The sequence below is a fragment of the Rhizobium johnstonii 3841 genome (assembly GCF_000009265.1).
GTDB classification, from domain to species: Bacteria; Pseudomonadota; Alphaproteobacteria; order Rhizobiales; family Rhizobiaceae; genus Rhizobium; species Rhizobium acaciae.
The window spans coordinates 2,788,081-2,813,688 of the sequence record NC_008380.1; the positions used below are offsets into that span (position 1 = coordinate 2,788,081).

Below are 25,608 nucleotides of genomic sequence, written 5' to 3' on the forward strand. Positions count from 1 at the left end.
TCTTTCTCGCCGCTTCTTTTGCGGGCGGCGCGCTCTCCCTATATTGCGGGGCAGTCACCAACCGGATTAGCGCCTTGCCGCCACGCCTGACATCTTTTGCCGACGATGCCCGCATCGCGTTCGATAATCTCGCCGACCGGGCGAGCGGCCTCGTCAATCCGACCGTGCGGCTCGGTGTCACCGGCCTTTCCCGCTCCGGCAAGACGGTCTTCATCTCCTCGCTCGTCCACAATCTCCTGCATGGCGGCCGCCTGCCGCTGTTCGAACCGGTCCAATCAGGCCGCGTCTCGGCGGTACGGCTGGAGCCGCAGCCCGACGATGCCGTGCCGCGCTTCCAGTACGAGGACCATATCCGTGCGCTGGTGAAGGACCGTATCTGGCCGGATTCGACCCGCGCCATCTCCGAGCTGCGCATCACCCTGGATTATCAGAGCGCCAGCGGCTGGAACCGGTTGTTTTCGCCCGGCCGCCTGTCGATCGATATCGTCGATTATCCCGGCGAATGGCTGCTCGACCTGCCGCTGCTCGGCAAGGATTACCGCACCTTCAGCGAGGAAACGTTGGCACTTGCCGAAACCGGCGTCCGCTCCGAGCTGTCGCGCCCATGGCTGGCGCTGACGCGCGCCACTGACATCCATGCCGGCGCCGACGAGATGATCGCCCGCGACCTCGCCACCGCCTTCGCCGATTATCTCAAAGCCTGCAAGGCCGACGAGCGCTCGCTTTCCACCCTGCCGCCTGGCCGTCTGCTTCTGCCCGGCGATCTCGACGGCTCGCCGGCGTTGACCTTCGCGCCGCTGGCTCTGCCGCCGGACGGGCGTCCCGGCCGCGGCTCGCTCTGGACGATGATGGAGCGGCGCTACGAGGCCTACAAATCGGTCGTCGTCAAACCTTTCTTCCGCGAGCATTTCGCCCGGCTCGACCGGCAGATCGTCCTGGTCGATGCGCTGCAGGCGATGAACCGCGGCCCCGAAGCCGTGCAAGATCTGGAACGCGCGCTGACCGACGTGCTCGCCTGTTTCCGCCCCGGCACCAATTCGCTGCTCTCGTCCCTACTCGGGCGCCGCATCGACCGCGTGCTGGTCGCCGCCACCAAGGCCGATCATCTCCATCATGAAAGCCACGACCGGCTCGATGCGCTGACCCGCCGCCTGGTGGATCGCGCCATCGACCGCATCGGCATGGCCGGCGCCGGCATCGACGTCATGGCGCTTGCCTCTGTGCGCGCCACCCGCGAAGCGACCGTCAAGCGCGACGGCCATGAACTGCCGGTCATCGTCGGCACGCCGATGGAGGGCGAAACAATCGCCGGCGAGCGTTTCGACGGTGAGAGAAAGACCGCGATTTTCCCCGGCGACCTGCCGGAGGATCCGGAAAGCCTGTTCGACCGCATCGCCTCGGGCGAGACCGGCCTGCAGCTGCCCGATGTCAACGTCGTCAGGTTCCGCCCGCCGCATCTCGAAGAAACCGGCGGCGGCATCAAGCTGTCGGTGCCGCATATCCGCCTCGACCGCGCCATGCAGTTCCTGTTCGGAGACCGTCTCGCATGAGCAAGCCACCGTCCGATCCGCCGCGCCGCGCGCCCGCCGCCTTCATCTATGAGGACGAAGCCACCGAGCGGCGTGACAACGGCCGGCAAGGAGGTGAGCGGCGCAAGCCGGAAAGCTTCTCGGAGCATATCGTCGTGACGCCTGATGAAGACGATCCCTTCCTCAATCCCGACAAGGATCTGAGCGCGGTCCCCGTTGCAGCGCCGCGCAAGCGGCGGACCTCCTTCGGCAAGATCGCCGCCGGCGCCTTCGGCATCCTGCTGTCGCTCGCCATCGGCCTCTGGACCGATAGCCTGATCCGCGATCTCTTCACCCGCGCCGACTGGTTGGGTTATGCGGCCCTTGCCGTGCTCGCGGTCGGCATCCTTGCCGTGCTGGCTCTCGTCATCCGCGAAACATCAGGCATGATGCGCCTTGCCACCGTCCAGACGATCAAGGCCGAGGCTGACGCGGCGATGCTTGAAACCCGACCAGTGAAGGCTCGCGCCGTCGTCGCACGCCTCACCGCGCTCCTTTCCGCCAATCCGGAGACGGCAAAGGGTCGCGCGACGCTGAAGGCGACCGAGGGCGAGGTCATCGATCCCCCGCATCTGATGGCGCTAGCCGAACGAGAACTGCTCGCTCCGCTCGACCGCAAGGCCCGGGCGCTCATCGTCAACGCCTCGAAGCGCGTCTCGATCGTCACCGCCGTCAGCCCGCGCGCCGTCGTCGACCTGCTCTATGTGCTCTATGAGGCGGTGCGCCTGATCCGCGCCATGGCCGAGCTGTATGGCAGCCGGCCTGGCACACTCGGCATGTTCCGCCTGCTGCGCGACGTGCTGGCGCATCTGGCCGTCACCGGCTCGATCGCCGTCGGCGACAGTCTGGTCCAGCAGGTGCTCGGCCATGGGCTGGCCTCGAAGCTCTCGGCACGACTGGGCGAAGGCGTCATCAACGGCCTGATGACCGCCCGCATTGGAATCGCGGCGATGGATCTCTGCCGTCCGCTCGCCTTCCGCGCCCTGAAGCGGCCGGGAATCGGTGATTTCATCGGCGATCTCACCCCCTCCATGTCACCGCGCGGCAACAATCCTTGAACGAAGCAGCGATTCCGCAGTTTTCGCCTCCCCTTGCGTAACGCCGAAGGGATTACAGCAGATTCAATGCTTTAGTGACGATTTTCTAAAATCTATGCCGCGCGAAAGCTCTGCGCTGCCTTGCATTTCGGCACAATCGAAAGGAAGGATTAACCATTCTTCGGCAAAACTTGCAGCCAGTTCGTGAGTGGTGTTTGCCAAGGAAAATCCATGTATTCGCGCAAGTTTCTCATCGTATGCGGCCTAGCCGCCGCGGCATTGTCTCCCGTCGCAGATGTCGCACCGGCAGCCACCGCTGCAACCCGTGACAAGGCCTTCTTCGATTCAGTCGCCGGCTCCTGGAAAGGCCCTGGTGAAATCGTCGCCGGCAAGTACAAGGGCACGAAATTCACCTGCAACCTGATCGGCGAGCCCACAGGCGACAGCAGCGCCGGCATCAAGCTCGACGGCACCTGCCGCGTCGGCGTCTTCAAGCAGCCGATGACCGCCGTCATCTCTCAGTCGGGCTCGAGCTACAAGGGCAAATTCCTCGACGGCGCCGCCGGCAAGGGCCTTGACGTCGTCTCCGGCGCCGTCAGCGAGGATACCGTCGTTGTCGGCATCAACCGCGCCAAGCTGAATGGTGCGATGATTGCCCGCGTACGCGACGACAAGACGATGAACGTCACCGTTTCGGTCAAGGTCGAAAGCCAGATGATCCCGGTGATCGGCCTGACGCTGACGCGTCAGGTCGACGAGATGGCCGTCGGTTCCATCCAGTAGACAAATCGCACAGCGGATTTTCCTGAAGCGGCGGGTTTCCCGCCGTTTTCCGTTTTCAGTTTCCCTGCTTCAGGCGCTCAGCCACCACTCGCGGCTGTCGTCGGCGATCTCGATGCCGGTCACGTCGGCATCCGACAGCCAATCACTGACCGCCCTGCCCCTGACCAGAAGACCCGGCGCGATATCGGCAAGCGGCATCAGCACGAAACCGCGATCGGTCATGCGCGGATGCGGCAGCTCCAGCCGCGGCGCATCCTGGATCACGTCGCCATAGGTCAGCACGTCGATATCGAGCGTGCGCGGACCCCAGCGCTCGATGCGCTCGCGTTTCATCTCCCGTTCGATCGACAGGCAGACATCGAGCAAAGCCTCGGGCTCCAGCCTGGTCTCGACGGCGGCGCAGGCATTGAAGAAGAACGATTGGTCGGTCTTGCCCCAGGGCGGCGTGCGATAGAGCCGCGAGACCGCGCTAACCCGGCAGTCGTCCCGTCCGTCCAGCTTCTGCAGTGCTGCAGCCATCGCCTTCACAGGGTCGCCGATATTGCCGCCGAGACCGAGTGTGGCGGATTGCAATGCGGCCTCAGGCAAAGTGCTCAACGCTCACCTGCACGAAATCGAGCACGCCGGGCACCGGCGCGTTCGGCTTGCGCACCGTGATCTTCGCCCGCCGGATCTGCGGGAATGTCTCGCAGAGCCCCTTGGCGATATCGAGCGCCAGGGACTCGATCAGGTAGCGCCGCTTGCCGGTGACGATCTGCTCGATCACGGTAAAGGCGATGCCGTAATTGACGGTATCGTTGATCGAATCGCTTTCCAGCGCCTCGCCGGCGACGACATCGAGCTCGGCATCGACGAAGAAACGCTGGCCGAGGAATTCCTCCTCGTCATGCACGCCGTGGCGCGCGAAGAAGGCGCAGTTCTGCAGCGTGATCGTGTAGGTGGTCATGTCGGCCGCTTCCTCTCGAATTCCTGGCGCGCATTAAGCATAGCATCGGCGATATCGAGCGCATCCCTGTTGATTGCGACATTGTGCACCCGGAAAACCGCAGCCCCTTGAAGTCTGAGCAGCGCGCTGGTCGCAGCCGTCGCTGCATCCCGCCCCTGCACCTCACGCCCTGTCACCGTGCCTAGGAAGCGCTTGCGCGATGTGCCGGCGAGCAGGGGCAGGCCGAAGCGGGAAAGTTCGGAAAACCGCGCCATCAGCTCCAGGTTCTCCTCCGCCGTCTCCTTGGCGAAGCCGAAACCCGGATCGAGCACGATGCGGTCGCGGTTGACGCCTGATGCAGCGGCGATATCAAGCGACCGTTCGAGGAAATGCACCTGATCGGCAATCACATCGACGAGTTTTACCCTGTCGCGGCCGGTATGCATGATGCAGAGTCCGGCTCCGGTCACCGCAGAAATATCGGCGATATCGGGCTCCTTTTGCAGCCCGAAGACGTCGTTGACGATATGGGCCCCGGCACTGATCGCAAGCCGCGCCGTCTCGGCGCGATAAGTGTCGATCGAGATCAGCGCCTGGGTGCGGCCGCGCAACGCCTCGATGACGGGCAGCACGCGCGCCTGCTCCTCGGAAGGGCTGACGGTTGCTGCGTTCGGCCGGGTCGATTCGCCGCCGATATCGATAATGCCGGCACCCTCGCTCACCGCCCGCAGCGCCTGTTCGACCGCCGCATCGACGGTTTCAAAGCGTCCGCCGTCGGAAAAGGAGTCCGGCGTCACGTTGATGATCGCCATGATCACCGAACGACGGCCGAGTTCGATCTCCCGGCCATGGCCGACACGCCATATGCTGCCTTCGAGCCCTGTCACCAGACTTATCCCATTGATGACGAAAAAAGCGCCATCTGATATTGCGCTTGGGGTGGCTATGCCCCAAGCTCCTGCCGATTTCAACACGGGTTGCGTTCAGAATGCCGCTTGCAGTGCGTTATATGGTCGTTCCTATCGCCTTTTCCATTGCTCTTTCCCTTTGCAGCCCGTCGGCAGCCGAAGTGATCGCATCGAAAAGCTATTCCTATTTCGACATTCGCGGTAAAACTGCGGATGAACTCGACCGCGAGCTCAGCCGGCGCGGCCCGACGGCGAGCGGTTCCTCGGCACGCCATCCCGGCGCTACGAAGATCCGCTTCGGCGGTGAGGCAACCTATATTCAGAATAACGGGCGCTGCCGTGTCGGCAACGTCAAGGTCACGGTCCACACCCAGATCATCCTGCCGCGCTGGAGCAGCCGCAAGGGCGCCAGCAAGGAGCTGTCGATGATCTGGGACGCGCTGTCGAGCGATATCAAGCGCCACGAGGAGCGCCATGCCGAGATCGCCCGCGACCAGGCCCGCGCCATGGAGCGAGCCATTCGCGCGCTGCCGCAGCAGCGCAGCTGCGAAGCCATGCAGGAACTCGTCTCCGACGAATCAGCTCGCGGTATAGAGGAGCACGACCGGCAGCAGGCGCGATTCGACCGGGTCGAGGCGGTCAATTTCCAGAAGCGGATGCTGAGGTTGCTGAACAATCGAATCAACGGTCGAGCCGGCGCAAAATAAGGCTTTTTCAGTCTGATTGCGAGCGGAAACCCTTAGCTGCATAACGAAACTTGTGCGAAACTTGCACGCTCCCCAGCGTTTTACTGGTCATTTTTCATCCTGGCAGACTCAACCGGAACGCGTTAATATGAACACATTCGAAAGTTCAGGTACGGCATCTGCACTTTCATCGCTGGGTTCTCCTGGCGCGTTCCGAAGCCGCGGATGTTCCTCCCTCATCCGTAGGTAATGCGCCCGCCTCGCCTCGCTCGCTCTAGCGCGCGAGGCGTCTTTTTTTTTCGAATTTTTCGGCGACGTTTGAAGCGCAGTACGCGTCAGGCCTGGCGTTCCGGCACGTGCACCACCAGCCCGTCATAGACAGCCTTCATCCGGATCTGACAGGAAAGCCGCGAGGTCGGGCGCACATCGAAGGCGAAGTCGAGCATGTCCTCTTCCATCGCTTCCGGCTGCCCGACCTTCTCCGTCCACTCCTCGTCGACATAGACATGACAGGTCGCGCAGGCACAGGCGCCGCCGCATTCCGCTTCGATGCCGGGCACCGAATTGCGCACGGCATTCTCCATCACGGTGGAGCCTTGGTCGACGTCGAGGTCGAAGCGCGTGCCGTCGAAGGCGACGATGGTAAGTTTTGGCATCAGGACTATTTCCGGTCTTCAGGTGGGTGGGCGGATTTTCTTCCGACAATTCGACGCATCAGTCAATATTGGGGAAATTCGCCACAGCCTCGCAGATCGGGCCTTCGTCCGCCGTCTTCAAAGCGTCATAAGGCACGTCGCAAAAAGACCCGCGGTTCCGCAATGGAACAACGGGCCTCGTTCGAACGGTATCTTATGCACTTTGCCCAAAAGTGCGCAGCGGTTTTGGGACAACGAGATGCATCGAATAAAACTTGGAGATCAGCCGCGGCAGAGCTTCAGAATGAAATTCTCGGCGTCGATGACGGCGGCACCGAGCGCTGCCGTCGCGCCGGCATCGCCACCGTTTTCCTCGACGGCTTCCGCTGTCTGAGACACGCGGAACGCGCCGACCGAGCTTGCCGCGCCCTTCAGCCGGTGCGCGGCTGCGCCGATCCGGATGGTTTCGCCGCTGGCAATATCCTGAAGGCATGCGCGGGCTTGGCGCGCAAACATCTGAAGGACTTCGAGTTCCAGCGTCTTGTCGCCCATCGTCTGCTTTGCGAGATGGACCAGATCGATCGGCCGGACCTTCGAGGGACACGGTCCCTTTGCATTATCAGGCGCCTCGAATACGATGTTCAATGCTGCCATCTGGGCTGCCATTGCCAATTCTCCCGTCTCTGTCGTCCGCAGTTGCAACAGTTCTGCGACAGGAGGGTGGCCATCACGTTAAATTCCGGCACAGTCAGGGCGGAAATCTCGCCATATGGTTAACATCCGTTAAATATCCCTAAACTATTGGCTTTTAAGCCGCGCCTAGGATTCAAAGGTGTTAACAAAGGGTTAACGCGCCATGAATCTCAAGCCTTCATTAATTGTGTGAAGAGCCCAGATGTGTCACTACGATACTGGTGGAGCGGGTTTATGGTACGCGCCTTTGCCGAGCGAGTGGATAATGGTAGTGTTTTGATACCTTCCGTTTGAAAAAGCGGCTATCTACTCTGAAATGACATGCTTATCCGTCCTTCGTTGGGATGGAAGGCTGGAACGGCAAAGTTGTTCCCGGGTGAGGCGGAAGCCCAGGAAGCGCTGTCGGACTGGCTGACAGTAACGAGGCATAACCGAATGGCGAACAACAAATATAACGAGTCAATTGAGGACAAGGCGTTCAAGGCATTGGACGAGGCGCTCCAGATCGACTTTAGCAAGGATAACGTACCGTCTCGCCGCGGCGACGCGCCCCAGGCCCCGGAGGCTAATGTGTCTGATCCAGTAAATGCGCGTAACCAGCAGGCCCAGGAAGAAGCGCAGCGCCGCAGCCGCCGCGGTGCCGCCGGCGAGCAGGCTTCCAGGGGTCCGGCCTTCGCGCCCGCCAACGATGCCAGCCGCAATACGCCCGCCTCGATCCTGAAATCCTTTGACGGCGCCTCCAGCCGCTCGGCGGTGCGCACCGCCACCCTGTTTTCCGTGCTTTGGGTTATGGCCGGCCTTGGCCTGATGTCGCTGCTTTATGCTCCGCAGATCTGGCAGATCCGTTCGCTCGCCGATCTCGTCGCCCTGCCCGGCGTGATCGCCGGCCTCGTCGGCATCATCATTCCCGTGATGATGTTCTATGCCTTCGCCATCATGATCTCCCGCGCCCAGGACATGCGCAACGCCGCCCGCTCCATGGCAGAGGTGGCGTTGCGCCTGGCAGAGCCGGAAACCATCGCCTCCGAGCGCATCATGACCGTCGGCCAGGCCGTGCGCCGTGAGGTCTCGGCCATGAATGAAGGCATCGAGCGCACCATCGCGCGTGCCTCCGAGCTGGAAACGCTCGTCCATTCCGAAGTCAATGCGCTTGAACGTTCTTATGCGGACAACGAGTTGCGCGTTCGCGGCCTCGTCCACGAACTCGGCTCCGAACGCGAGGCGATCGTCAACCATGCCGACCGTATCCGCACCTCGATCGGCAGCGTGCACGACCAGTTGAAGGAAGAGCTGTCGCTTGCGACCGAAGAGATCGCGGTGCGGCTGGCCACATCGGGCGAAGCCTTCGCCTCGCTGATCGATACACGCGCCGCAACGATCCTGGAAAAATCGGACAGCGCCTTGCAGTCGATGGGCAGCCTGCTCGCCGCCAAGACCGATACCCTGCTGCAGACCCTAAACGCATCGGGTTTTGCGCTGGCCACCGAATTCGACAACCGCCTCGAAGCCCTCTCCGTCAATCTCAACGATCATGGCGAAAGGCTGCTCAGCCAGTTCGAGACGCGCGCCTCGACCATGGACAGCAGCACCGAAAAGCTGAATGCGGCGCTGAACGAGCGTACGCACCAGCTCAACGAGATCCTGATCGCCCGCACCCGCGAGATCAATGAGAGCCTGACGTCAGGCGAACGCACCATCGGCGGCACGCTCGACGACGTGCTATCGAAGCTGAACAACGCGCTCGACGAAAAGGGCGCAAGCTTCCGCCAGAGCCTGCAGACCACCGCCGACGACGCCGTCATGGATCTCGACGTGCGCTCCGGCTTCTTCGAGGAGCGGCTGCAGACGACCGTCGCCCAGCTGTCGACCGCCTTCGACGAACGCGTCTCCGAATTCACCAGCGCCTTCGACAAACGCACCGGCTCGCTCGACACCAAGCTGATGGAGAGCCTCGCCCGTATCAACGAGACGCTGACCGGCGGATCGGATTCGATCGACGGCATCCTGAATTCCGGCATCGACCGCCTTGGTTCGTCGATGACCGACCAGTCGCTGGCGCTCGCCACCGCGCTCGCCACCGGCCACGAAGTGCTGGAAAGCACGCTCGGTAACCGGGCGGACGAAATCACCACCGCACTCACCAGCCGCACTGGCGAGCTGACCTCGGCGCTGCAGAGCGCGACCTCGGAAATCGCGCTGACGCTTGCGACCGGCACCTCCGAGCTGCAGAACAACCTTCAGACACGCTCGGCCGAATTCCGCGACACGCTGCGCACCACCACCACCGATCTGACGACTGCCGTTGCCGCTGGCACCGAGCAGGTGACCACGGCCTTCGGCGGTCGCGCCGAGGAACTGAGCGGCGTGCTTGCCGCCCGTGCGGCCGAAATCAGCGAGGCGCTCGGCACGGCCCATGGCCGTATCGACAGCGTCATGGCAGAGCGCGGCGGCGCACTGGTCGAGGCGCTGACCACCCATCACGGCCGCTTCGAGGAAGCGCTGACGACCCGCTCCGACGCCATCATCAATGCCGTCTCCGACACCCATGACCGTCTTGCCGAGACGCTCGACGAAAAGTCGATGGCGCTCGCCATCTCTCTGAACGAGAGCCAGGCCCGCATCGAGGACACGCTCGAGACCCGCTCCGAGGCCTTCCTCAACGCCGTGTCTGGCACCCATCATCGCCTCTCCGAGACGCTCGACGAGAAGGCGATGGCGCTCGCCATTTCGCTCAGCGAAAACCAGGCCCGCATCGAGGATACGCTCGAGACCCGCTCCGAGGCCTTCCTCAACGCCGTGTCTGGCACGCATGATCGCCTGTCGGAAACGCTGGACAGCAAGGCGGCGGCCCTGACGACCTCGCTCGACGAGCGCCATGCCCGCATCGAGGATGCGCTTGGAACGCGCGCCGAGGCACTGCTGAACACTGTATCCGGCACGCGCGATCGTCTTGCCGAGACGCTCGACGAGAAGGCGATGGCGCTCGCCATGTCCTTGAACGAGAGCCATGCCCGTATCGAGGAGACGCTGGAAACCCGCTCCGCCGCCCTGCTGAACGCTGTCTCCGGCACCCATGATCGTCTCTCGGAGACTCTGGACGGCAAGGCGGCAGCTTTTGCCACCTCGCTGAGCGAAGGCCAGGCCCGTATCGAGAATACGCTCGAAAGCCGCTCCGCAGCGCTGCTGAACGCCGCCTCCGGCATCCATGATCGCCTCTCCGAGACGCTGGACGAAAAGGCGATGGCACTCGCCATTTCGCTCAACGAAACCCAGACGCGTATCGAGGACACGCTGGAAACCCGTTCGGCGGCCCTGCTGAATGCGGTCTCCGGCACGCATGATCGCCTCTCCGAGACGCTGGACGAGAAGGCGATGACGCTCGCCATCTCGCTCAATGAGAGCCAGTCGCGGATCGAAGACACGCTGGAAGCACGCTCCGAAGCCTTCCTCAAGGCCGTGTCCGGTACGCACGACCGTCTCTCGGAAACGCTCGACGAAAAGGCGACGGCGATCGCCGCCTCCCTGAACGAGGGCCAGAGCCGCCTGCAGGACACGCTGGAGAGCCGCTCGGAATCCTTCCTGAATGCGGTCTCTGCCACCCACGACCGCCTGTCCGAGACACTCGACGATCGGGCGATGGCGCTTGCCATCTCGCTGAACGAGAGCCAGAGCCGTCTCGAGGAGACGCTGACAACAGGCGCCGATGCGATCACCAATGCGGTCTCCGGCACGCATGTCGGCCTGAACGGTGTACTCGACCAGAAGGCCGCCGCCCTCGCCACCTCGCTGAGCGAAGGCCAGGCCCGCCTCGAGGAAGCCTTGGGCCACCGCACCGCCGCGATCATCGGCGCCGTAACGGCAACCCACGATCGGCTCACCGATACGCTCGACGAAAAGACCATGGCGCTCGCCATTTCGCTCGATGATAACCAGAGCCGCTTCGACAGTGTGCTCGAAGCCCGCAGCAACGCCATCATGGAGGCCGTCTCCGGTGCCGAGGCACGAGTCGCCGGCGCCTTCTCCGACAAGACCGATGCGATCCGCACTGCCTATACCGATAATCAACAGCGGCTCGAAAATGCGCTTTCTGAACATAGCGCCGCCCTCTCGGGCGTTCTCGATGCTGGCGGCAACCGCTTTGAGGATCTCGTCGGCGGCTTGACCGGCCGCATCGAAGGCCGTCTGACCGATGCCCATACACGGCTCGGAGGCCTCGCCGACGAAGCCGCGGCTCGTATCGAGGGCGGGCTCGCCTCTGCCCATGAGCGCATCCGTACGACGCTCGAAGACCGCGCCAACGCCATCGACCTATCGCTGAACCAGGCCCATGCGCTGATCAGCGATACGCTGGCCGAACAGGCGACCAGCATCGGCACCTCGGTGGCGACGAGCGTCGGCATGCTCGAATTGTCGCTGGAGCACCGTGAAGCCGCGATCCGCCAGGCGATCGATGCCGGCGCCCAGACATTGGAAGATCGCATGCATGCCGGCGCGGGCCAAATCGCCGGCCGCTTCCAGGAGGCGGCAAATGCGATTTCGAGCTCCACCCAGGATTTCTCCGCCCACCTCGATCGGTCGGTCGAAAGCCTGACGGGCCGTTTTGAAGAAACCGGGGCGCGTGTGGAAGCCGGCCTTGCGGCGATCGAGACCCGCATCCGCGACGGCGTCGGCGGCGTTGCCGAAAGGGTCGAAGCGGCCAGCGGCCAGCTGTCGGGCGTGCTTGCCGACGGCGTCTCTCGTATCGGCGCGCTCAGCGACGACGCCACGCAGCGCATCTCGGCGACGCTCGAAGGCAGTGCCGCAAACCTCACCCAGGCGATCGACAACCGCACTGCCAATCTGGCCGAGACGCTGGACAGCCGCACGACCAGCCTGACCGACGCTATCGACGGCCGCACCGCGAGCCTCGGCGAAACTCTCGACCGCGGCAATGAACGCATCGAGGAACGCCTCTCCACCATGGACCGTGCGTTGACCGTCGGCCTCGAGGCCGTCAACCGCACCATCGAAGGCAAGGCCGCCGGTCTCGCCTCGACGCTGCGCAGCGCGGTTGCCGACGCAGCCCAGGGAATGGAAGGCGAAGCCACGAGAACCACCGAACTGCTTGGCAAGACCGGCCAGCAATTCGCCGAGGATCTCAATACGAAAAGCGACGAATTCACCCGCACAATGGATGAGCGCTCGTCGCAGATCGTAACCCGCGTCGCCGAAGCGCAGAACCGGCTGGCAAGCCAGGCCGCTGCCGTCGCCCAGACATTCTCGGAAGCCGGCAACGCCATCGTCAACAAGGTCGCCGAAGCCGAGACCATCGTCGGCACGCAGGTCAATGCCATCTCCAAGGTGCTGTCGGATGCCGGCCAGTCTCTGGAGACACGCGGCAACGCCATCCGCTCGACACTGTCGGGCGCCGGCAGCGAGATTTCCGCCACCATGGCGGATGTCGACCGGGCGCTCGAAGCACGCAGCAGCGCCATTCGCACCAACCTCGAAGAGCGTGCCCGCGAGATCGATACGACGTTCTCCGATATCGACCGGGCGCTCGAAGCACGCGGCAACTCGATCCGCTCGACGCTCGAGGAGCGCACGCGCGACCTCAACTCGATGCTATCAGGCCGTTCGGTCGAATTGACGCGCATCCTCGACGAAACGGCCCGCCCGATCATCGACCGCTACACCGATGCCGGCGAGCAGGCCGCCGCCCGCATTACCGCCGCGGCCAACCTCAGCGCCGACCGCCTGCGCGCCGAAAACGAAGCGCTCGCCAGCGCCGTTGCCGCCCGCACCGAGAATGTCGCCAATGCCGTCAGCGCCATAGAGAACAGCCTGGTCGGCAACGTCAACGGCCTCGTCGAGCGCATGTCGGAAAGCAGTGCTGCAATGGCGATGATGATGAACCGCGCCGCCGAGCAACTGGCCAGCGTCGACGGCCGTCTCGGCGATACCACCACACGCTTTGCCGACTCCGCCACCAAGGCCGCTGAAATGGTCTCCGCCTCGACCAGGCTTCTCGAAGGCAAGGTCGACCGCCTCTCCGACATCTCGGGCCAGACGCTGGCACAGGTCGGCGGCATCATCGGTCGCTTCGACGAACACTCCAAGGTTCTGACCCAGGCTTCGCAGCTTCTCGGCGCCGCCCAGTCCAACCTCGCCTCGACGCTCGAAGAGCGCGAGAGCGCTCTGCAGACGCTCTCGGTCGGCCTCGTCCAGCGCTCCGCCGAGATCGAAAAGACCATGCAAGGCCTCGGCGGCATGATCGAGACCGTGTTCGAGCGGGCAGAGCAGCGCTCAGCCCAAGTCACCGGCAATCTGCGCCAAGGCGTGCAGTCGTCCTTCGCCGATATCGGCCGCATTCTCACCGAAACCGAGAAGCGCGCCCAGGAAGCGGCAGAGACGATGCGCGAGGCGATCACCCGCGCCGGCGACGAGGCCAATACGACGATCGACGGCACCTTCGCCAATGTCGAGCGCCGCTCCGGCGATCTCTCCAATCGCATTCGCGGCGGTCTCACCGCCTCGCTGTCGGAAGTCGAGCGCATGCTCGGCGAAGCCGGCCGCGCTTCCGACGGCGCCGCCCAGAATATGCGCGAAGCGCTGCGCGAGGCGATCGATGATGCCGTCGGCCGCTTCTCCGGCGCCACCGAAGATATCCGCCGCTCCGCCGCCGACATCCGCAGCGAGCTCGACGCCACCCGCGCCGAACTGAAGCGCGGCGCCTTCGATCTTCCCGAGGAAGCCAAGGAAAGCGCCTCGGCCATGCGCCGGGCCGTCGCCGAGCAGATTAAGGCGCTGCAGGATATCTCCCAACTCGTCGGCCGCTCCAGCCAACAGCTCGAGATCTCCGAACCCGTTGCCCGCACGCTCGCCCAGGTGCAGCCGGCCCCGCGTCCCTCCAAGCCGGTCGCAGCCCAGCCGCCGCAGGCGGCAGCACCCCCGCCGATCGAAGCGACAGGTCTGCGCGGAACGATCGCACCATCTGCGCCGGCTGCCGCCCCCCAGCGCGCCGCGCCGCAGCCTGCCCCCGCTCGCCAGGAAACAGGCCGCCCGGAAACAGGTCGCCAGGAGCCGGCTCGTCCGGAAAGCGGCGGCTGGATCAGCGATCTCCTGCGTGGCGCATCGCGTGAGGAGGCCGCCGACGAGGCCGCGGCCGCCCGTGTTCCGGCCCGCCCGGCGGAAACTGCCGCGCCGGCCGCGCGAAGCAATGACAGCCGCAATCCGCGCCACGTCGTCGAATCGCTGAACTCGCTCTCGGTCGATATCGCCCGCGCCATCGACCACGACGCTTCGGTCGATCTCTGGCGCCGTTACCAGCGCGGCGAGCGCGATGTCTTCACCCGTCGCCTCTACACGCTGAAGGGCCAGCAGACCTTCGACGAGATCAAGCGCAAATATGACCGCGAACCGGAGTTCCGCACCGCCGTCGACCGCTACATCGGTGATTTCGAAAAGCTGCTCGCCGACGTCGCCCGCACCGACCCGAACCGGACGGTGACGCAGTCCTACCTCACCTCGGATACGGGCAAGGTCTACACGATGCTCGCTCATGCCGCAGGCAGGCTCGGCTGAGCCTGACTGGTACCCGCCGATTGGAAAGCCGCTTGACCACGTGTCGGGCGGCTTTCTCTCTATGAAGCGAGTGTTATCCATTCGCCATCCAGCCGCGGAAGCCACTCCCGAATGACCAAGGCCCTTCTGATCATCGACGTACAGAATGCGATCCTCCGCGGAAAAGCCTCGCCAGAGCGGCAGCCTCAAGTCGATGCCGCACTCGACGAGACCGTCGCACGGCTGGCCGCGCTACAGGAAAAAGCTCGGCAGGCGGGCGCGCCGATCGTGCTCGTTCAGCATGACGGCGACAGCGGCCATCGATTGGCTGTCGGCACGCCGGGTTGGGCGCTGCGCGACGAGCTCGCGCCGAGGCAGGCCGAGGTCGTTGTGCGCAAGAAAAGCGCCGACGCCTTCTTCGAGACCGATCTTGCCGAACGCCTGGACGAACGATCGGTCACCCACCTCGTCATCGGTGGATGCATGTCGCAATTCTGTGTCGACACGACAGTCAGGCGAGCCGTGTCGCTCGGATATGACGTGACGTTGATTGCCGATGGTCACACGACCGGCGACACGGCGACCTTGACCTTCTCCGAGATCATTGCCCATCACAACGAAACACTCAATGGTTTCGATGCGGGCAAGGCGACGGTAGAAATCCGCCCCGCCGCCGAGATCGACTTTAGATAATTTTTCGAGCTGCAGGTGACCGGAATTGCCAGGCGGCCCCGGTCTCCTATTTCTTACCGATCGTCCGCTATGTTCCAGTTGTGGACGCAACAATCGAGGCAGGGTGAGACAAAAGGAATCAGCTGTGGATGACCCTTTTTTATTGCCCCCTGTCCTTCATTCCGTCACAAACTTTTCTGATCCGCTCACATCAAAGCGAATGGCTCACTCAAACGACAGAGACAGCAACATTGATGACCAAGACGACATCCAGGCTCCTTGCCACCGCGCTCTCTTCCTTTTTCCTGATGGGCGCTTTCACTCAGGTTCAGGCAGGCCAGGCAAGCTTCGTCGTGGATGTGCAGTCCGGCCAAGTCCTCGAAGGTTCCAACCAGGACGATCTGAACTATCCGGCGTCGCTGACCAAGATGATGACGCTCTATCTCGCCTTCGAAGCCTTGCATGACGGACGCCTCAACTGGGACCAGAAGCTCACCATGTCGGAAAATGCCGAGAGCAAGGAGCCCTTCAAGCTCGCTGTCGGCGCCGGCCGCAAGGTGACGCTGCGCGAAGCGGTCGAAGGAATTGTTGTGCTCTCTGCCAATGATGCGGCTGTGGCGATCGCTGAACAGCTTGGCGGCACCGAACAGGTTTTCGCCAAGGCGATGACCGACAAGGCACACCAGCTCGGCATGAAGGATACGGTCTTCAGGAATCCGTCGGGCCTTCCCGATCCGGAGCAGGTCACCACGGCGCGGGACATGGCGACGCTCGGCGTTTCGCTGATGCGGGACTTCCCCGAGGAGTTCAAACTCTTCTCCATGCGCGGCTTCCAGTTCCGCGGCATGAAGCTGCGCGGCCACAACAACCTCATGTATCGCTACGACGGTGTCGACGGCATCAAGACAGGCTACACCGATGCATCGGGCTACAATGTCGTGACGTCGGCGTTGAAGGATGGCCGCCGCGTGGTCGGCGTCGTCATGGGCGAAAAGACCGCGAGCATACGCGACGACAAGATGGCAAGCTTGCTGGACAGCACCCTATCGCCGTCATCGACCGCCACAGCTTCGACGACGCCAGGCAGCCAGCCGGGCGCGACGATGACGGATTCGCAACCGACGAAGTAGATCAATGAGCGGAGACCTGCCGACAGGTTTTCGCTAGCGCATCGGCCCGAAAAACTCAAAGAGTGAGAGCGTCCTTCATGCGTCCGAAAGGACGCACGGCGCTCTAACGGCTTATCTGAAAGCGACTTCCAGATGCTGCCGGTCTTGCGCGATCACCCTGCAATTCGTTTCGAAACCTTCGCCTTTGATGGCCAGGATGAATTCCGAAGGAATGCCTGATGTGTTGGAGACTGAAATGCCGGCGCTCTCCGATCCAATGGTTTTGACGGTGCAGTCGATGGTTGAGCGTCGATCGTTGAACAGGATCGAACCCGCCTTCAGCACCCGCCGTCGCGCCCCAATGGCGTGATCGGCGTGGATGGAACTCCACGACACGCACCGATTCCGTCCGCCATGCTTGGCCTGATACATTGCCGCATCCGCCTGAGCCAGCAGGGTCTCGATCTCCTTGCTGACGATCGAGAGCGCCGAGGTTCCGAAGCTGGCTGTAACGGTCAGGTCGCCATGATCGCCGCGTATGATCTGAGAGGCGATGGCGGCTCTGAGTTTCTCGGCGACTGCGGCAGCACCTTCCCGATCGACATGCGGCAGGATGACGGCAAATTCCTCGCCGCCAAGACGGCCGAACAGATCACCGGCTCGAAGGGTCGTCTTGCAGGTCGATGCCACCGCCTTGAGGACCTCGTCTCCTGCGGCATGTCCGTGCGTATCGTTCACCTTCTTGAAATGATCGATATCGAAGACGATGCATGAGAGGTCGTGCTTGTGCCGCAGAGCGAGCGAAATGAGCTGCTCGGCTTCCTGCTTGAAGGCACGCCGCGTCATCGCCTCGGTCAGGCTGTCGATCGCGGCCGACTGCATGAGCTCGATGCGGTCCATCGCGGCCCCTGCCAGCTCCTCGAGAATGCCGATATCCCTGTTGCCGAACGATCGTGGCCTGCGGTCGATCGCGCATACCGTCCCGATCAAGTGCCCGGCTTTTGTTCTCAACGGCACACCGGCATAAAAACGAATATGATCCTCTCCCGTCACGGAGGGATGCTGTGAAAACCGCGGGTCCTTGATGGCGTCCTGCACGACAACAGGCATTTCACAGTCCACGACATAGCGGCAGAACGTGTCTTCGCGCGACACCTCGTCGGCCGAGAGGCCGGAGCAAGCCTTGTACCATTGCCGATGTGCATCGATCAGCGACACGATGCCGATGTCGATGGAAAAGATCTCCTTTATCAGGCGTACGATCCGCTCGAAGCCCTCGTCTCTCGGCGTGTCGAGCAGATCGAGCTGTTGCAGCGCAGCCAGGCGATCATTTTCGCGCTGGATCGCCTCCGATGACGATTTCCCGAATACTCGCGCAACCACCATGCAGCATTCCTCCTGAAAGGGACTGTATGATGCGTTCCATAAATTCGTGAAGAAATTGAATACGATGACGACCCCTATGCCATGGGATCAAACATTTTTCACAATCGACAACCCCCGATATTCACGGGGCGGCCTCGAAATTCCAGTTCAAATTGAGCGCAGCGTCCAGCTGACGATCTCGGAGGCGACCGTGGAGAAGGCGCGATCGAGGCCTTTGACGAAGCCGTCATTGTCGCCGCCGGCCGGCGCCATGGCGCGGAACACCTTCTGAGCGCGCACCGAGCCGTTGCGATCGTTGAGGATCTTGGCGGAGATCTCGACCACCGCCTGGTTGCCGTGCGAAGCATCGATCTCGAAGGAGCGGATATCGGTGACGATCTGGTAGTCGATCGCCAGCCCCTGCCCCGGCATGCCGACGCCGCCGAGCTTGCCCGAATTCTCGAAGGCTTCCACCAGCTTCGACTGGACTATGCGCGGCAGCTTGTCGCCCCACTGCGCCTTTGAGAGATACTGGATTTCCGAAGGCGAAACACGGATGACGATCTGTTCGCTGTCGAGCGACCTTAGCGCCGTCGGGCTGGCGATCAGGATCTGGCGGGATTTGGCCGCGGGACCGCTTCCATCGACGGCGGCGGGCAGGTCATAGGTGTCGTTCTTGGCCGCGGTGCCGCACCCCGATAGGATCAGCGCCGTCAGCGGCAGCGCGATCACCGTTCCCCTGATCCAAGAACGGCGCGACAACAGATGCGATGCGACCATATTAGGCTACCCCTGATTTCCCAGTTAACGCCGCGTCCGGCCGTCATATTGCTTGACCGTGTCCCCGCCGAAGATCAGGCGTTGCGGATTGCGGTCGAAGTTGGTGATCGTATCGTTCAGATTGCTCACGGTTCCGCGCATGTCGTTGACGAGAGTCTGCACGTCGCGCAAGCCGCCGCTCGAGAATTTCTGCAGATTGTCGGCAATCGGCCCAATGCGCGAATTCAGGTTGTCGGCCACTTTCTTGAAGGATTCCAGCGTATTGCGCGCCTCAGTGAACAGCGATTGCGTATTGTCGGTGCCGAGCAGCGCATCGACCTTGATGAGGATGCCGTCGATGCGGGTCGACGCCGAATTCAGCTTGTTGGAAAGCTGCGACACATCCTGGATCGTCTGGTCGATATCTTTCTGACGCGCCGAAACCGTGTTGGCGACATCGCGGATCGAAGCGACGGCGGCGCGCGCATCCTTGGTCGCCTGCGCGATGTCGTCGACCGAGCCCTTCACCTTCGCGGGATCGATCTGGGCAACGAGCGTATCGACGCGATCGAGCGTCGCCTGCGCCTGCTTGCCGAAATCGTTGAAGGTGGTGGCCGTCTGGTCGAACTTCTGGATCGCGCCCTTGAGGTCGCCCGAGGCATCGGCGACATTGGCGGTGATCTTCTCGGCATTGGAGACGATGTTGTCGATCTTCTGCGCATCGACCGCCTTGACCAGCGATTCGACGGCTTGAAGCGTCGAATCGACACGGCCGGAGACCGCCTTCACCGTATTGGAGAGCTCACCCACGCTCTGCAGGAAGGCGTCGATATTGCCGGAATTCTTGGCAAGCGCATCGGAGAAGGTCTCGGCATTCTTGAAAGTCTCGGTCAGCGGCCCGCGCGAATCCTCGATGAAACCTTGAAGTTCGCCGACCGCGTCGTTGGCCCGATCGAGGATCTTGTCGGCCGTCGCCAGAAGATTGGTGACGCTCGACTGGTCGGCGACGATGACGGCGCGTTTGCCGTTGTCGATCGCGTGCTGGAGAATGCTTTCCTCGCCCTTGCGGCCGCCCGACAGTTCGATATAGGCAGCCCCGGTCAAACCCTGGATTTCAAGGGCGGCCTTGGTGGAGGGGTAGATCGGCGCATCGGTGCGCACCTGGGTGAAGGCCAGCGAATATTGCGGATCGTCGGCATCGATCGACAGCGTCTGCACCGAGCCGATCTGGATACCGTTGAAGCGCACCGGCGAGCCGACGCTGAGGCCGTTGGCCGAACCCGGAATACGAACGATCAGTTCCGTCATCGGGCCGCCGCGGCCATATTCGGCCATCCAGTAGACGAAGCCGAAGGCAGCCGCGATCACCAGCACCGTGAAAAAACCGACAATCGTGTAATTGGCTTTGGTTTCCATCTTATCCGGTCACTTTCCGCTGCTGTCGTGCCGCGCGGCAGCATCGTTCTGCGGCACGATCGACCGCGCGCGTTTGCCCTTGAAATAGGCCTGCACCCACGGATCGTCATAGGCCAGCATGTCGTCGATCGTGCCTTCCACCATTACTCGCTTCTTTCCGAGCACGGCAATACGGTCGCAGACCGAAAACAGGCTGTCGAGGTCGTGCGTCACCATATACACGGTCAATCCCAGACTATCGCGCAGGTTGGCGATCAGTTCATCGAATTCGGCCGCGCCGATCGGGTCGAGGCCGGAGGTCGGCTCGTCCAGGAAGACGAGTTCCGGATCGAGTGACAGCGCGCGCGCAAGGGCTGCGCGCTTGATCATGCCGCCGGACAGTTCGGAGGGGTATTTGTCGGCGGCATCGGCTGCAAGCCCGACCATACGGATCTTCAGATGCGCCAGCTCGTCCATCAGCGAGGTCGGCAGGTCGAGATATTCGCGCATCGGCACCTGGATGTTTTCCTTGACCGTCAGCGACGAGAACAGCGCCCCCTGCTGGAACAGCACGCCCAGCCGCATGTCGAGCGCGTTGCGTTGCGGTTCGTCGAGCTCGTCGAAATCCTGGCCGAGGATCTTGATCGTGCCGGAGCGGCGCGGCAGCAGTCGGAGCACCGTGCGCATCAGCACCGATTTGCCGGTGCCCGACGCGCCGACGAAGCCGAGGATCTCGCCGCGGTAGATATTGAGGTTCAGATTGTCGAGCACGACCTTGGAGCCGAAGCCGACGGTGACGTCGCGCGCCGACAGGACGATGTCCCTTTCGTCCTTGTCTTCCATATCGATCGGTTTCTCGTCCACGCGGTCCGCCATCCTAGAAATCGATCGCTGCATAGAACATCGCAAAAAGCCCGTCCATCAGGATGACGACGAAAATCGCCTTGACCACCGCGGCCGTCACATGCTGGCCGAGCGATTCCGCGCTGCCGCCGACCTTCAGCCCCTCGACGGCGGCGACGATGCCGATGACCAGCGCCATAAACGGCGCCTTGATCATGCCTGAGAGCACCGTCGACAGTGTCACCGCCTCGTGCAGGCGCGACAGGAAATTGGCGAAGGTGATGCCGGAATAGCCCCAGGCGACAGCGGCAGCCCCGCCCAGCGAAGCGAAATTTGCGAGCACCGTCAAAAGCGGCAGCGCGATGGTCAGAGCCACCAGTCGTGGGAAGATCAGCACGCCGATCGGGTTCAGCCCCATCACCTTCAGCGCGTCGATCTCCTCGCGCATCTTCATCGAGCCGATTTCGGCGGTGATGGCGCTGCCCGAACGGCCGGCGATCATGATCGAGGTCAGAAGCACGCCGATTTCGCGCAATTGCAGGATGCCGACGAGATCGACGACGAAAACCTCAGCGCCGAAGTAACGCAGCTGGAAGGCGCCCTGCTGGGCGATGATCGCCCCGATCAGAAACGACATCAACAGAATGATCGGAACGGCGCGAACGCCCATATGGTCGATCTGGTTGACGATCGAGGCCGGCGAAACGCCGCTGCCGCGACCGAACTTCATCTGCGCGCCGCGCACCGCCGAGCCGAGGATGTACATGGCGGCGGCGAAATTGTCCCAGACCTCATAGGTCATTTTGCCGATCGGCGCGAAGATGCGCGCGGCAAGCGAGACTTTCTCCGTCTGCTCCGGCTCGACCTTGGCCGGCTCCTCGGAAAACATCTCCAGCATTTCGTCGATATGCGAGTTGGTGCCTTCGAAGCGAACCGTCCGCCCGCCCGCCTCTTCTTGCTTCTTCAGCCGGCACAGCAGCCAGATGCCGGCGGTGTCGATCTCCGAAATATCCGAGAGGTCTACCGACAGGTCGCCAGTCTTCTTCTGCAAAAGCTTTTCGAAATCGCGCAGCACCAGATGGATGTAGGCGCTGCGCCAATTGCCCTGAAGACGCACACGCTGTCCCGAGCCATCAGCCTGGTCGTCCACTTGCAGTGAGGCGGCGTTGCGATTCTCGGCGTTCAAGATACTTGTGTCTTTCAAGGCTTACAGCGACATTGCCGAATCGCGAAGCAGATCGTTCGCCCGGCGCGTTAATATACAGAAGCACCGTGCAATTTCCATGCTTGCAGGAGAGCAATAATGCCGCGCACCCTCGATATCCAGATGAATTCCTTTCCGATTGCCGGGACCTTCACCATCTCGCGCGGGGCAAAGACCGAAGCCGAGATCATCACCTGCACGCTTATCGAAGAGGGTGCGCAGGGGCTTGGCGAATGCGTGCCCTACCGCCGCTACGGCGAGACCATGGAGAGTGTTTTCGCCCAGATCGAGGCCGCGCGACCGCTGATCGAGGCCGGCATCTCGCGCAGCGATCTGCTGTCGGCCATGCCGCCGGGTGCTTCCCGCAACGCCGTCGATTGCGCCCTCTGGGATCTCGAGGCGAAGCGGACGGGAGACCGTGTCGCCGCCCGCCTCGGCCTTTCCGCTCCGCAGCCGCTCACCACCGCTTACACCATCTCGCTCGGTGAGCCGGAGGTGATGGCCGCCCAGGCGCGCGAGCATGCCGGCCGGGCCCTGCTGAAGGTCAAGGTGGGTACCGGCGACGATGAAAGCCGCATCCGCGCCGTCCGCGCCGCCGCGCCCGATGCCGAAATCATCCTCGACGCCAATGAAGGCTGGCCCGAAGCGGTGTTGGAGCGTCATCTCCATATCGCCGCGGAAGCAGGCATCGCCCTCGTCGAGCAGCCGCTGCCGGCCGGCCGCGATGGGCTGCTCGCCGAAATCCGCCGCCCGCTCCTCGTCTGCGCCGATGAGAGCGTCCACCACACCGGCGATCTCGCAAGCCTTGCCGACCGCTACGACGCGATCAACATCAAGCTCGACAAGACCGGCGGCCTGACGGAGGCGCTGTCGATGAAGGCCGAGGCCGAACGGCTTGGATTCAGCATCATGATCGGCTGCATGGTCGGCACCTCGCTTGCCATGGCGCCCGCCGTTCTGCTCGCCCAGAATGCCGATTTCGTCGATCTCGATGGTCCGCTATTACTTGCCCGCGACCGCGAACCCGGCCTGCGTTACGCCGCCTCCCTGGTCTTTCCGCCCGAAACTAACCTTTGGGGCTGAAGATAATAGGCGAAGATGACGAGGCCGAGGCCGGAGAACGCGACTACGGCCATGACGTAATAGCTGACGACGCCGAGCGAGGCGTAGAGATAACCCGACGCCAGGGTCATCAGCGCCATCGCCATGCCGACATAGAAGAAATAGGCGCCCTGTGCCGAGGATTCCTGCGTCTCCTGCACCGTCGCCACGATCCGTCGCTGCACGCCGGTATGCACGAAGGCGTAGGTGAAGCCGTGGAAACATTGCAGCAGGAAGAAACCGGCAAATCCCGTATTCATCGGAAACAGGATCCAGCGGCAGACGCTGATGGCGCAGCCGAAGCGGATCAGCGTCCAGGCGTCGAAGCGACGGCTGAGGCGCTTCGACAGGAAGAACACTGTCACTTCCGAAGCGACGCCGGCGCTCCAGAGCAGGCCGACCTCGGTGCCGGAAAAGCCGAGGTGATGCCAGTAGATCGAGGAGAAGGCGTTGAGCACCGCATGGCTCGATTGCTGGATGGCGACGCCGATCAAGAGCAGCAGCAGGTGCGGCTCCCGCAGGCCGCTGCCGGTGGCGGCCGGAAGATCGATCGGCTGGCCGCGGCGCCGCGTCGGCCCGATGCGCGGACAGAAGATCGCCATAACAACGGTCATGATAAAGCCGAACGCCATGACTTCAAGCACCATCCCGCCGCCCCACCGGTTGATCAACTGGCCACCGACCAGCGTCGAGACGATGAAGGCGATCGAGCCCCAGACCCGCATCGATCCGTAATCGAGCCCCCAACGGCGCACGCCCGATATGACGATCGATTCGACGACCGGCACATAGGGCGCGAAGGTGGCGCCCTGCAGCGTAAAGACGATGAAGACAGGCCAGAAAGTCGTCGTCCAGTAGAGTGCTACGGCCGTCAGCAGCGACAGGCCGCCTGACCAGAGCAACACGTCGGCGCGCTCCTTCATCCGGTCGGCAATCATGGCGACAACAGGCGCCACCAGCACGCGCACCACCATAGGAACGGCCAGGATGACACCGATTTCGTGGTCGCTGAAGCTGTGGCCCGCAAGCCAGACGGGGAAGAACGGCAAGACGATGCCGTTGACGAGCAGCGGTGCGCAATAGGAAAGCGCGCTGAGCAGCCGGAAGCGCGGCGGCGCTCCCTCACCCGTCGGGGAATTTTGAGCGGGAATCATGGGTGGACCTGAAGGAAACTGGACGTTGTCCTAACACACCACCCTGGAGGCGACTATTGCGAGAAATAGCCGTTCTGAAACGTTTTAGAAAATAAATAGGGCCTGTCGCCTGACGGTAACGGCTAAATTCGATGGAGCGCAGGCGCCAAAATCAGGCGGCTTGCGGGGCCAGTTCGCCCTCGTCATGCATTTCGATAGCGGCAAGCGCCGGCACACTGCTGGCGAGCGCCCGCCAGGTGATCAGTTCGAACGTGCCATCCTCGTGTTCGGCGACAGCCGTGCAGCTTTCCACCCAATCGCCGGTGTTGATGTAGCGGATACCGTCCATATCCTGGATGATGGCATGATGGATATGTCCGCAGATCACCCCATCGGCGCCGTTTTTGCGGGCTTCCTCGGCCACGACACGCTCGAATTCGCCGATGAAGTTGACGGCATGCTTGACCTGGAGCTTCGCCCAGGCCGAGAACGACCAGTAGGGCATGCCGAGCCGGCGGCGCACCGCCGCCAGGATGATGTTGATGCGGATCGCCGTGTCATAGGCCCAGTCGCCGAGATAGGCGAGCAGCCGGGCGTTGCGGACCACGACGTCGAACTCGTCGCCGTGCAGGATCAGGTATTTTTTGCCGTCGGCGCCGTCATGCATCATGCGTTCGACGACCTCGATGCCGCCGAAATGCATGCCCGGGAAGGCGCGGAGGAATTCGTCATGATTGCCGGGAATATAGACGACGCGCGTGCCCTTGCGCGCCTTGCGCAACAGTTTCTGGACGACGTCGTTGCAGACCTGCGGCCAGTACCAGCTGCGCTTCAGGCGCCAGCCGTCGACGATGTCGCCGACGAGCACGATGGTATCGGCCTCGTGGTGGCGCAGGAAATCCAGCAGGAAGTCGGCCTTCGCGGCCTTCGAGCCGAGATGGACATCGGAAATGAAGAGCGTGCGGAAATGTCTGGGTTCCATCATGTCTTTCACGAGCTGCCGCTCATGTCCCATCTTTCATCTAACCTTCCAAAACCAGACTCGTGTTTCAGGAAGATGACAAGCTGGGGAAATGCCCTGCAAACCTGTTCATCCCGCGCGGGCAGCATGCCCGTCGCCACGCGGGCAGCATGCCCGTCGCCGCGCGGGCAGCATGCCCGTCGCCACGCGGGCAGCATGCCCGTCGCCACGCGGGCAGTATGCCGTCGCGGCCAAGGCCCGCCGACAAGGTTGCCCTGTGCATTCAGGG

Annotated in this window: 21 protein-coding genes; 8 read left to right on the forward strand and 13 right to left on the reverse strand. The window is 62.9% G+C overall.

The window, feature by feature from the left end:
- Positions 1-74: 74 nt before the first annotated feature.
- Together RL_RS13655 and RL_RS13660 are read left to right on the forward strand one after the other, a co-directional pair.
- Positions 75-1,550 (forward strand): YcjX family protein, encoded by a 1,476-nt coding sequence (locus RL_RS13655; RefSeq protein WP_011652186.1) that lies wholly within the window; start codon positions 75-77, stop codon positions 1,548-1,550.
- Positions 1,547-2,626 (forward strand): YcjF family protein, encoded by a 1,080-nt coding sequence (locus RL_RS13660; protein ID WP_011652187.1) that lies wholly within the window; start codon positions 1,547-1,549, stop codon positions 2,624-2,626. Before RL_RS13655 ends, RL_RS13660 begins: the two co-directional genes overlap by 4 nt.
- A 63-nt stretch (positions 2,627-2,689) precedes the next feature.
- Here the strand turns inward: RL_RS13660 and RL_RS39845 are convergent, their stop codons facing one another.
- On the reverse strand, positions 2,690-2,827 hold the full coding sequence (locus tag RL_RS39845) for a hypothetical protein (protein WP_155251661.1): 138 nt from the start codon (positions 2,825-2,827) through the stop codon (positions 2,690-2,692).
- A gap of 9 nt (positions 2,828-2,836) precedes the next feature.
- On the opposite strand from RL_RS39845, the gene RL_RS13665 reads away from it, so the two are divergent.
- Positions 2,837-3,388, forward strand: a complete 552-nt coding sequence (locus RL_RS13665) for a hypothetical protein (RefSeq protein ID WP_003540146.1) — start codon at positions 2,837-2,839, stop codon at positions 3,386-3,388.
- A 69-nt stretch (positions 3,389-3,457) separates the two neighbouring features.
- Here RL_RS13665 and folK read toward each other — a convergent pair whose 3' ends face one another.
- From folK to folP, 3 genes are read right to left on the reverse strand one after another with little or no spacing between them, the layout of a single operon-like run.
- Positions 3,458-3,976, reverse strand: a complete 519-nt coding sequence (folK, locus tag RL_RS13670) for a 2-amino-4-hydroxy-6-hydroxymethyldihydropteridine diphosphokinase (protein ID WP_011652188.1) — start codon at positions 3,974-3,976, stop codon at positions 3,458-3,460.
- Complete coding sequence (gene folB / locus RL_RS13675) at positions 3,969-4,334, reverse strand: dihydroneopterin aldolase (RefSeq protein WP_003540148.1); 366 nt, start codon at positions 4,332-4,334, stop codon at positions 3,969-3,971. Before folB ends, folK begins: the two co-directional genes overlap by 8 nt.
- Positions 4,331-5,200 carry a dihydropteroate synthase gene (gene folP / locus RL_RS13680; protein ID WP_011652189.1) on the reverse strand — a complete coding sequence of 290 codons (870 nt, stop codon included), beginning with the start codon at positions 5,198-5,200 and terminating at the stop codon, positions 4,331-4,333. The genes folB and folP overlap by 4 nt, the downstream gene beginning before the upstream one ends.
- A 101-nt stretch (positions 5,201-5,301) precedes the next feature.
- On the opposite strand from folP, the gene RL_RS13685 reads away from it, so the two are divergent.
- Positions 5,302-5,928 (forward strand): DUF922 domain-containing Zn-dependent protease, encoded by a 627-nt coding sequence (locus RL_RS13685; RefSeq protein ID WP_017960676.1) that lies wholly within the window; start codon positions 5,302-5,304, stop codon positions 5,926-5,928.
- A gap of 314 nt (positions 5,929-6,242) precedes the next feature.
- Here the strand turns inward: RL_RS13685 and RL_RS13690 are convergent, their stop codons facing one another.
- Positions 6,243-6,563, reverse strand: a complete 321-nt coding sequence (locus tag RL_RS13690; RefSeq protein ID WP_003540151.1) for a 2Fe-2S iron-sulfur cluster-binding protein — start codon at positions 6,561-6,563, stop codon at positions 6,243-6,245.
- Between the two features lie 261 nt (positions 6,564-6,824).
- Entirely contained in the window at positions 6,825-7,208 is a 384-nt protein-coding gene (locus RL_RS13695) for an Hpt domain-containing protein (protein WP_003540152.1), read from the reverse strand.
- Between the two features lie 462 nt (positions 7,209-7,670).
- Between RL_RS13695 and RL_RS13700 the strand changes: the two genes are divergently transcribed.
- The 3 genes from RL_RS13700 to RL_RS13710 all read left to right on the forward strand — a co-directional run bounded on the left by RL_RS13700 (position 7,671) and on the right by RL_RS13710 (position 16,579).
- Positions 7,671-14,798, forward strand: coding sequence for a membrane protein (locus RL_RS13700; RefSeq protein WP_011652192.1), 7,128 nt, complete (start codon positions 7,671-7,673; stop codon positions 14,796-14,798).
- 111 nt (positions 14,799-14,909) lie between these two features.
- Entirely contained in the window at positions 14,910-15,470 is a 561-nt protein-coding gene (locus RL_RS13705) for a cysteine hydrolase family protein (protein WP_041936340.1), read from the forward strand.
- Positions 15,471-15,703: 233 nt separating this feature from the next.
- Positions 15,704-16,579, forward strand: coding sequence for a D-alanyl-D-alanine carboxypeptidase family protein (locus RL_RS13710; protein WP_011652194.1), 876 nt, complete (start codon positions 15,704-15,706; stop codon positions 16,577-16,579).
- A gap of 111 nt (positions 16,580-16,690) precedes the next feature.
- Here the strand turns inward: RL_RS13710 and RL_RS13715 are convergent, their stop codons facing one another.
- The 5 genes from RL_RS13715 to RL_RS13735 form a co-directional block, all read right to left on the reverse strand.
- The gene (locus tag RL_RS13715) at positions 16,691-17,944 is read right to left on the reverse strand and encodes a sensor domain-containing diguanylate cyclase (RefSeq protein ID WP_011652195.1); all 1,254 of its coding nucleotides are present in this window, start codon (positions 17,942-17,944) and stop codon (positions 16,691-16,693) included.
- Positions 17,945-18,091: 147 nt separating this feature from the next.
- Positions 18,092-18,703, reverse strand: coding sequence for an ABC-type transport auxiliary lipoprotein family protein (locus tag RL_RS13720; protein ID WP_011652196.1), 612 nt, complete (start codon positions 18,701-18,703; stop codon positions 18,092-18,094).
- A 24-nt stretch (positions 18,704-18,727) separates the two neighbouring features.
- A complete protein-coding gene (locus tag RL_RS13725) occupies positions 18,728-20,098 on the reverse strand; it encodes an MlaD family protein (RefSeq protein WP_003540159.1) in 1,371 nt (456 codons plus the stop codon).
- A gap of 9 nt (positions 20,099-20,107) precedes the next feature.
- Positions 20,108-20,953 (reverse strand): ABC transporter ATP-binding protein, encoded by an 846-nt coding sequence (locus RL_RS13730; protein WP_011652197.1) that lies wholly within the window; start codon positions 20,951-20,953, stop codon positions 20,108-20,110.
- 1 nt (position 20,954) lies between these two features.
- Positions 20,955-22,124: an ABC transporter permease gene (locus RL_RS13735; RefSeq protein ID WP_011652198.1), complete on the reverse strand. Its 1,170-nt coding sequence runs from the start codon at positions 22,122-22,124 to the stop codon at positions 20,955-20,957.
- Positions 22,125-22,223: 99 nt separating this feature from the next.
- Here RL_RS13735 and dgcA point away from each other — a divergent pair, with 99 nt between their 5' ends.
- Positions 22,224-23,207: an N-acetyl-D-Glu racemase DgcA gene (gene dgcA / locus RL_RS13740; RefSeq protein ID WP_011652199.1), complete on the forward strand. Its 984-nt coding sequence runs from the start codon at positions 22,224-22,226 to the stop codon at positions 23,205-23,207.
- Here the strand turns inward: dgcA and RL_RS13745 are convergent.
- Both RL_RS13745 and RL_RS13750 read right to left on the reverse strand, forming a co-directional pair.
- Positions 23,159-24,379, reverse strand: a complete 1,221-nt coding sequence (locus RL_RS13745; protein ID WP_011652200.1) for an MFS transporter — start codon at positions 24,377-24,379, stop codon at positions 23,159-23,161. The genes dgcA and RL_RS13745 overlap by 49 nt on opposite strands.
- 151 nt (positions 24,380-24,530) lie before the next feature.
- Positions 24,531-25,373, reverse strand: a complete 843-nt coding sequence (locus tag RL_RS13750) for a UDP-2,3-diacylglucosamine diphosphatase (protein ID WP_024321852.1) — start codon at positions 25,371-25,373, stop codon at positions 24,531-24,533.
- Between the last annotated feature and the right edge of the window lie 235 nt (positions 25,374-25,608).

Coding starts and splice junctions, on each gene's coding strand:
- RL_RS13730 (WP_011652197.1), bottom strand. CDS start 20,953: ATGGCGGACCGCGTGGACGAGAAACCGATCGATATGGAAGACAAGGAC.
- RL_RS13705 (WP_041936340.1), top strand. CDS start 14,910: ATGACCAAGGCCCTTCTGATCATCGACGTACAGAATGCGATCCTCCGC.
- RL_RS13745 (WP_011652200.1), bottom strand. CDS start 24,379: ATGATTCCCGCTCAAAATTCCCCGACGGGTGAGGGAGCGCCGCCGCGC.
- RL_RS13720 (WP_011652196.1), bottom strand. CDS start 18,703: ATGGTCGCATCGCATCTGTTGTCGCGCCGTTCTTGGATCAGGGGAACG.
- RL_RS13665 (WP_003540146.1), top strand. CDS start 2,837: ATGTATTCGCGCAAGTTTCTCATCGTATGCGGCCTAGCCGCCGCGGCA.
- RL_RS13700 (WP_011652192.1), top strand. CDS start 7,671: ATGGCGAACAACAAATATAACGAGTCAATTGAGGACAAGGCGTTCAAG.
- RL_RS13660 (WP_011652187.1), top strand. CDS start 1,547: ATGAGCAAGCCACCGTCCGATCCGCCGCGCCGCGCGCCCGCCGCCTTC.
- RL_RS13685 (WP_017960676.1), top strand. CDS start 5,302: ATGCCGCTTGCAGTGCGTTATATGGTCGTTCCTATCGCCTTTTCCATT.
- RL_RS13690 (WP_003540151.1), bottom strand. CDS start 6,563: ATGCCAAAACTTACCATCGTCGCCTTCGACGGCACGCGCTTCGACCTC.
- RL_RS13710 (WP_011652194.1), top strand. CDS start 15,704: ATGACCAAGACGACATCCAGGCTCCTTGCCACCGCGCTCTCTTCCTTT.
- RL_RS13750 (WP_024321852.1), bottom strand. CDS start 25,373: ATGGGACATGAGCGGCAGCTCGTGAAAGACATGATGGAACCCAGACAT.
- RL_RS13725 (WP_003540159.1), bottom strand. CDS start 20,098: ATGGAAACCAAAGCCAATTACACGATTGTCGGTTTTTTCACGGTGCTG.
- RL_RS13695 (WP_003540152.1), bottom strand. CDS start 7,208: ATGGCAGCCCAGATGGCAGCATTGAACATCGTATTCGAGGCGCCTGAT.
- folB (WP_003540148.1), bottom strand. CDS start 4,334: ATGACCACCTACACGATCACGCTGCAGAACTGCGCCTTCTTCGCGCGC.
- RL_RS13715 (WP_011652195.1), bottom strand. CDS start 17,944: ATGGTGGTTGCGCGAGTATTCGGGAAATCGTCATCGGAGGCGATCCAG.
- dgcA (WP_011652199.1), top strand. CDS start 22,224: ATGCCGCGCACCCTCGATATCCAGATGAATTCCTTTCCGATTGCCGGG.